At 34.9% G+C, this 7,659-nt stretch carries 7 protein-coding genes; 3 read left to right on the forward strand and 4 right to left on the reverse strand.

The genetic code is table 11. From position 1 onward, the window contains the following. Positions 1-5: 5 nt before the first annotated feature. Positions 6-1,304, forward strand: a complete 1,299-nt coding sequence (locus AB9K26_RS13510) for an efflux RND transporter periplasmic adaptor subunit (RefSeq protein ID WP_369973082.1) — start codon at positions 6-8, stop codon at positions 1,302-1,304. A 14-nt stretch (positions 1,305-1,318) separates the two neighbouring features. Beyond that, positions 1,319-1,990, forward strand: a complete 672-nt coding sequence (gene tsaB / locus AB9K26_RS13515) for a tRNA (adenosine(37)-N6)-threonylcarbamoyltransferase complex dimerization subunit type 1 TsaB (RefSeq protein ID WP_369973083.1) — start codon at positions 1,319-1,321, stop codon at positions 1,988-1,990. A 5-nt stretch (positions 1,991-1,995) separates the two neighbouring features. On the opposite strand, the gene AB9K26_RS13520 is transcribed toward tsaB, so the two are convergent. The 4 genes from AB9K26_RS13520 to AB9K26_RS13535 all read right to left on the reverse strand — a co-directional run bounded on the left by AB9K26_RS13520 (position 1,996) and on the right by AB9K26_RS13535 (position 4,903). After that, positions 1,996-2,808, reverse strand: a complete 813-nt coding sequence (locus AB9K26_RS13520) for a mechanosensitive ion channel family protein (RefSeq protein WP_369973084.1) — start codon at positions 2,806-2,808, stop codon at positions 1,996-1,998. A gap of 105 nt (positions 2,809-2,913) precedes the next feature. Then, positions 2,914-3,618 (reverse strand): hypothetical protein, encoded by a 705-nt coding sequence (locus AB9K26_RS13525; protein ID WP_369973085.1) that lies wholly within the window; start codon positions 3,616-3,618, stop codon positions 2,914-2,916. Positions 3,619-3,734: 116 nt separating this feature from the next. Further along, positions 3,735-3,935: a dodecin family protein gene (locus tag AB9K26_RS13530; RefSeq protein ID WP_369973086.1), complete on the reverse strand. Its 201-nt coding sequence runs from the start codon at positions 3,933-3,935 to the stop codon at positions 3,735-3,737. A gap of 65 nt (positions 3,936-4,000) precedes the next feature. Beyond that, complete coding sequence (locus tag AB9K26_RS13535; protein ID WP_369973087.1) at positions 4,001-4,903, reverse strand: NifU family protein; 903 nt, start codon at positions 4,901-4,903, stop codon at positions 4,001-4,003. Between the two features lie 368 nt (positions 4,904-5,271). Here AB9K26_RS13535 and AB9K26_RS13540 point away from each other — a divergent pair. Beyond that, on the forward strand, positions 5,272-7,659 hold a 2,388-nt coding region (locus AB9K26_RS13540; protein ID WP_369973088.1), incomplete at its 3' end, for a choice-of-anchor L domain-containing protein.

A 7,659-nucleotide genomic window follows, 5' to 3' on the forward strand; every position in this document is an offset into this window, starting at 1 on the left:
ATATAATGAGTAAAACAGTAAAAATCGCTCTGCTTATCCTTGGTCTCCTTATCATTGGAGTGGTTGTGGGTAAGTCCATGGGATGGTTTGGTAATAAAGGAAATTTCAAAACGGTAGAAGTTAAGAAAGTTGCTTTAGTTGATATTGTTGAAACCGTATCTGCCACTGGTAAAATCCAACCTGAGGTTGAAGTCAAAATTTCCAGTGAAGTTTCAGGAGAAATTTTGGAGCTTCCATTTAAGGAAGGTCAGCAAGTAAAAAAAGGCGATTTACTTGTGAGAATCAATCCAGATTTAATTCAATCTGCCGTGAATCGTTCAGAAGCTACGTACCAAAATGTAAGAGCGAGCTTGGAACAAGCCGAAGCAAATCTAAAGCAAGCAAAAGCTGATTACGACAGAAATAAATCATTATTTGAAAAAGGCGTGATTTCCAAAGCTGATTGGGACCGTTCCGTGGCGTCCTATGAAACTGCGGTTGCAGGTAAAAACTCAGCCTTTTATAGTGTTAGAAGTGCTGCTGCTACTGTAAATGAAGCCAAAGATAATTTGAGTAGAACGGAGATCTATGCACCTATGGATGGTACCATTTCACTACTCAATGTCGAATTGGGAGAACGTGTTGTTGGAACTCAGCAAATGGCTGGTACAGAGATTTTAAGAGTTGCTAACCTTAATAACATGGAGGTTGAAGTAGATGTGAATGAAAATGATATTGTAAAAGTTCAAATTGGAGATTCTACGATTGTTGAGGTTGATGCTTATCTTAAAAAGGAATTTAAAGGAATCGTTACGGAAATAGCGAATTCTGCAGCTGGGACTTTAACGGCAGATCAGGTGACTAACTTTAGGGTTAAGGTACGTATTCTAGAAGAGTCCTATAAAGATTTAATGGAAGGAAAGCCAGAATATTATTCTCCTTTCAGACCAGGAATGACAGCAACTGTTGACATCATTACTGAAAAACAGGAACAGATTGTTGCCGTTCCAATAAGTTCTATTGTTATTAAAACAGATACCTCTTCTGTGAAAACAGGATTTAAAAAGCCAACATCTGAAGATATTACTTCAGAAATAGAAGAGAAGTTTGAATGTGTTTTTGTCAATAATAATGGCGAAGCAAAACTAAGAGTTGTTAAAACAGGAATTCAAGACGACACCAATATTGAAATCACTTCTGGTTTAGCTGAAGGCGAAGAAATTATTACAGGTCCATACAATATGGTGTCTCGAACACTCAAATCTGGTGATAAAATAGAAACAGGAAAAGATAAGGAAGCCAAAGAAGATAGTTCTTCAGAATGATAATATAAGTTAATATGGCTATCATATTAAGTATTGAAACATCAACAACTAATTGTTCAGTCTCTCTTTCTAAGGAAGGAGAGATTTTAGTTTTAAAGGAGGATAATAATGTTAACTACTCACATGCAGAATCCTTGCATGTGTTTATTGATGAAGTCATTAAAGATTCCAACATACAACCAGAAACAATTGATGCTATTGCGGTAAGTAAAGGTCCAGGCTCTTATACAGGTTTGAGAATAGGTGTTTCAGCAGCTAAAGGTCTTTGTTTTGCTTTGGAAAAACCTTTGATTTCTGTTCCAACACTTCAAGCATTGGCACGTCAGGTCAATATCTCTGATGGATTCATTATTCCTTTGTTGGATGCAAGACGACTTGAGGTATATACTTCAGTTTTTGACTCAGAATTTAATGAAATTCATCCTGTTGAAGCTCATGTTTTAAATGAGCATTCTTTTGAAGCATTCTTGAGCAAGGAGAAGATTTACTTTATTGGAAATGGTGTTGAAAAGACCAAGGCCTTGATTTCACATCCCAATGCTCATTTTATTGAAGGCCGATTACCTTCAGCAAATGAAATGGCTTCTGTTGCGTATTCCAAGTACAAAAAAAGCGACATCGAGGATGTCGCCTATTTTGAACCTTTTTATCTTAAGGATTTTATAGCCATAAAACCCAAGAAATAAGAGATTTATGATTCTTTGTGAATTTCGACTTGGTGTGGATATGGGATTTCAATACCTGCAGCATCAAGCGCTTCCTTGGTCTGTTCTGTAACATCAAAGTACACAGTCCAGTAATCTTCTGTTTTACACCATGGTCTAACAGCAAAATTTATAGAACTGTCAGCCAACTCCATGACAGTAACGGCAGGAACAGGATCTTTCAATATTTTTGAATGTGAGGTCAATACATTCATAAGAACCTCTTTAGTTTGTTTGATATCAGAGTCGTAGCCAACACCGAAAACCAGATCTACACGTCGTGTGCCTTCAGTAGTATAATTAACAATATTGCCATTGGATAGTGCACCATTTGGAATGATGATCTCCTTGTTTGAAAGACCTGTAAGTTTTGTGGTAAATATTTCAATCTCCTTTACCACACCAATTTCTCCTTGAGCCTCTATAAGATCACCGATTTTAATCGGCTTAAAAATCATAATTAAAACACCTCCAGCAAAATTACCTAACGAGCCTTGTAATGCCAAACCTATAGCTAGACCGGCAGCAGCAATAACTGCGGCAAAAGAGGTGGTTTCTACACCTACGGTTCCTAAAACCACAATGATTAAGACAATTTTTAAGATCCAGCTTAATAAATTGAGCAAGAATTTTTTCAAACTTTCATCATATTCTCTTTTCTCCATGGCTTTCTTGATTCCTTTGAGTAAAGATTTGATGACCCAAGAACCAATAATCCATATGGCAATAGCCGCTAATAATTTTGGTCCAAAATCAACTATAATTTCATAACCCTTGTCAATCCATTTTTGTAAATCCATAATCTGTGTTTTATATAGTTTTAGTATTATTCAAAAATAAAAAAAACTGAATGGATTATCGATAGATAACACATTCAGTTTCAATAAATTTAAGTTTTTATTGACTTAGAGCGTATTGATATAATCAACAATTTGGATTAAATCCTCTTCTCTTTTAGGTTTTAATTTATTGTCTTTTATATAGCCTAAAATTTCCTTTTGGTGTTCTGGAAAAAGTTTAGAAAAGTCTTTTTTGTTTGTTGGAACTTCAATGAGCAATATGCCATCTTTTGTTTTGATATAATAGCTGTCGTTCCATCTTTTGTAATGAGCTGGTTGCGCTTTGTCATAAGTGGTAACGGCTATTTTTTCACCAATAAAAGAAACTTTCTCACGTTTAAAAACAATGGTTTCTTTATCAGCGTCAGTTAAATAGATAAAATAACTGTACTGCTCGTTTAAATCTTCATCTAAATACCCAAATATTTGATAGGTTTTGTCAAGAGGAGTAATCTTGATTTGAATATCTCTTCTGTATTTATCAAGATAGAAAGCGCTTCCATTTTTATCAGATTTGACTTCGAATTGATCGGTTGCAGCATTGTACCTTACAAAAAATATTTCGCCTTCTGAAGCAGAGATTTTGGCAGGCAGAAACTCCTCATTAACATAAGGAGTACCTTCAATATTTTCATTAATAGTTATTGGAGATGTTGACAATAAGAGGGAATTATCACCTCTATTATTTTGACTTGTAACCACTTTTTGTTGTGAAAAAAGAGGAGATAAGGACAATAATAATGCTAGGGCTAAATAGTGTTTAAGTTTCATGTTTAATTTTTTTGAAAACTAGTAAATATAAACGTGCTATCTGTTAATTTTAATTTAAAAAAACAAAAAGCACCCTTAATATTTAAGAGTGCTAGGTCTATAGTGTTAGTAATAACTTATTTAACTTCAAAAGTTAATTTAAGGTTAACTCTAAATTCAACAACATCATCACCTTTTACGATGGCGCTTTGATCTTGAACATATACCGATCGTATATTTTTAACTGTTTTTGAAGCTTCTTTAACTGCTTTTTTTGTTGCGTCTTCCCAGCTTTTGTCAGAATTTGATAAAACTTCGATAACTTTTAATACTGCCATTTTATTTTAATTTTTAATTAAACATTAGAATGTTATATAAATTTACGCATTCTAATCATAGAAACCTAACCATTAATAGCTTCTACTGTTTCAACTTTATCTTTTAGCATTTCCTTCAACATGTTTTCAATACCATTTTTTAAGGTAAATGTTGAAGATGGGCAACCACTACATGCGCCTTGAAGCAACACACTTACTTTTTTGCTTTTAGGATCATAAAACTGAAACTCAATATTACCTCCATCACTTGCTACAGCAGGTTTTACATATTCTTCGAGGATGTTTATAATCTCTTTTGAGATATCGTCTTTCGGTTCAGCTTTAGTGTCATGTGCTAAGTTTATTTGTTCTTTTTTTGAAGACGTATCCTTGTTAAGAATCTGTTTTCCTTCTTCAATGTAAGATCTGATAAATTCTCTTAAACTCATGCTTATCTCATTCCATTCGGCAATATCATATTTCGTAATCGAAACAAAGTTTTCATCTAAGAAAACACTTTTAACAAATGGGAAATGAAATAGTTCTGCAGCCAGAGGAGCCTCTTTGGTATCGTCAATAGATTTATATTCCTGTGAGCTCAACACCAGTTTTTTATTGGCAACAAATTTCATTACTGAGGGATTGGGAGTGCTTTCCGCATACACAGTAACAGGAACTTTCTTGGTAACAGTAGAGTCACTTATTACTACACCATCATTATTGATGTAATCTTTAATTTGTTGTGCAACTTCTTCTTGAACTTCAGGCCATTCAACAATATTATAGCGTTCAATTGCTATGAAATTTCCAGAGATATATACTTTCTTTACAAAAGGCAAATGAAAAAGTTGTTGTGCCAGAGGTGAAGGAGAGGCATCATCTATAGAATCAAATTCAAAACTTTTATGTTGGGTAAGAAAGTCAGAGGCCTCAAATTTTATGATCTTTGGATTGCTTGTTTCTTTTATTACTATCGTGATGTTTTTCATTTCAATAAATTTTATTTTGCAAAAATACTAAACAATTAGAAGTAGACTTCATTTTTAAAGTTAACTATCAAATTAGGCATGGTTAAATACTAAAGTATTATTATGGGAGTTATAATAATATTGGTTTAAAGCCTAAATTGTTAAACTGGTAATTTTATATATCATAAAGGTGCTAATTACTTAAAATTTACTAAATTTCGCATCTAATATGAAAAAGCTAGATAACTAACTATAACATTAGTCACGTTTTTTATTTGTTAAGGATCAACACATAAAACGTACGGCATTGGTTAATAATCGATTATGGTTTAGTTGACTTTTTTGTTTGTGATATCCTATAAAGGATTTTGCAGCTTTAGTCAAGTATTATGAAAAGACTTTACACTATAATTATATTTATTGTATCGCTTAGTTCTTATTCACAAGATCTATTCATGCAACAAGGAACGTTTAATAGATGTCAGCCTGATATTTTTTATGATTCCGGTGGTCCTAGTGGTAATTATAGTAGTGATGAAACAACAGTAACTACCATTTGTGCCCAAAACCCAGGTGACTTCATTAGTTTAAACTTTACGGTTTTTAGTACACAGCTTAATGTTGATACGTTGACTATATATGATGGAGATGATACTACAGCTCCAGTGATTGGAACTTATTCTGGTGTTGCAGGACCAGGCTTGGTTGTGGCTTCTGAATCTAATACAAGCGGTTGTATTACACTAGAGTTTGTGTCAAATGCAACTGGAACAACTACGGGTTGGGAGGCTATAATTACTTGTCAAGAGCAATGTCAAGACATTACAACATCTATTGCAAGTGACCCAATGGTTAATGGGTCAGGCGTCATTGAAATACCACCAGGAACATTAGTTAATTTTACGGGATCGGCTACATTTTCTGAAGACGCTACTGGAGCAACATACAATTGGAATTTTGGTGATACCAATACAGCTACCGGAACATCCGTTTCAAATACCTATAATAATCCAGGAACATATAATGTTACATTCACGGTAACTGATACAAATCCAACAGGATGTTCAGAAACTTCAACTATAATTGTTATAGTACTCGAGGCTATAGTCACTATTAATAATCCTGCGTATCCTGAATCGGCATACGACCTTCAAGAGTTAATTGAAAACAAGTTTGTTACTGGAGGCTGCTCAACCGTTGATAATTTTTCTTTTCAAGTTAGTGGAGCGCCAAATGGATTTCAAAACAAGAGTTATGGTTACTTTACTAGAGGTGGCGCTGTAAACTTCCCATTTGAAGAAGGAATCGTTTTGTCTACAGGTAGAGCCTATGAAGGAGGAAATCAAGACGATGGCCCTGGAACAACAGCCTCAACAAACTTAGGACTTTCTGGAGATCCTGATCTGGAAGCTTTTTTCTTGCCTTCAGACCCTAATTTTGATTCAAATGATGCCACATTTGTTAAATTCAATTTTGTTCCAACAGGACCATTAATTGAATTTAATTATATCATGTTCTCTGAGGAATATGATGGATCTACTGAGTGTAGCTTTGCTGATGCCTTTGCTTTCCTATACAGAGAAGTAGGTACAACCACATACCAAAACGTAGCTGTTTTACCTGATGGAACTCCAGTTAGTGTGACGAATATAAACAATTCAGGAACTTGTACCGATAACCCACAATATTTTGAGGGTTATGAGTTAGGAGATACAAATTATGGTGGACGAACAGAAGTGTTAACGGCAGTTCTTAATGTGATACCAAATACTACATATGAAATTAAATTGGTTGTTGCGGATGAAGGAGATTCAATCTGGGATTCGGCAATTTTCTTAGAGGCAGGTGGTTTCGATTTAGGTGGAGAGTTAGGTGATGATATTACCATTGCAGCAGGAACAGCTGAATGTGAAGGTGAAACGATTACGCTTGATACGAATGCTCCATTATTTCAACATACATGGTTTAAAGATGGTGTAGAGATTCCTGGTGAAACCAGTTCAACCTTAGACATCACTGAGGGTGGAATGTATTCTGTAAATGTTGTTTTTGCTGCAGGTTGTGAAACATCTGATTCCATCCAAGTAGAGTTTAAACCTGTACCAGTTGCAAACGCGGCTCCAAATCTTAATTTATGTAGCATTTCTAATACTGGAGAGTTTAATTTAAATGATAATGATGCAGTTATTCTTGGCTCTCAAGAGCCTACAGATTTTATAATTTCTTATCATCTTAGTCAAGCCGATGCAGACATGAACAGCAACGCACTGGCGAGTCCCTACACCAATATCTCGAACCCACAAACGATTTTTGCTAGGATAGCTGATGTGACTCAAGAATGTTATGATACAACATCTTTTGAATTGACTTTAGAAGCTTTACCAATAAGTACTGTCACACCGCTACAGGTTTGTGATGACGATACAGATGGATTTGTAGCTTTTGATTTGAGTTTAAAAAATGATGAAGTTATTGGAACTCTCGATTCTTCTACCGTTAATGTAACTTATTATGCTACTCAAAATGATGCCGATACAGCTACTAATCCACTCCCTATACCGTATACCAATACAGTACAAGATTTACAAACAGTTTATATACGTTTAGAAACTAATAGTAATCCTGATTGCTACAACACCACGACATTAGATTTGGAGGTTATAGTCAACCCGATAGCGAACGCTGTTTCACCTTTGGAGGTCTGCGACGACGACTCTGACGGATTATCGGTCTTTGACCTTACGCTGCGCGACCTTGAGGCCGTAGGCGTTCAGACG

It is taken from the genome of Psychroserpens sp. XS_ASV72, assembly GCF_041224425.1.
Lineage (GTDB): Bacteria > Bacteroidota > Bacteroidia > Flavobacteriales > Flavobacteriaceae > Psychroserpens.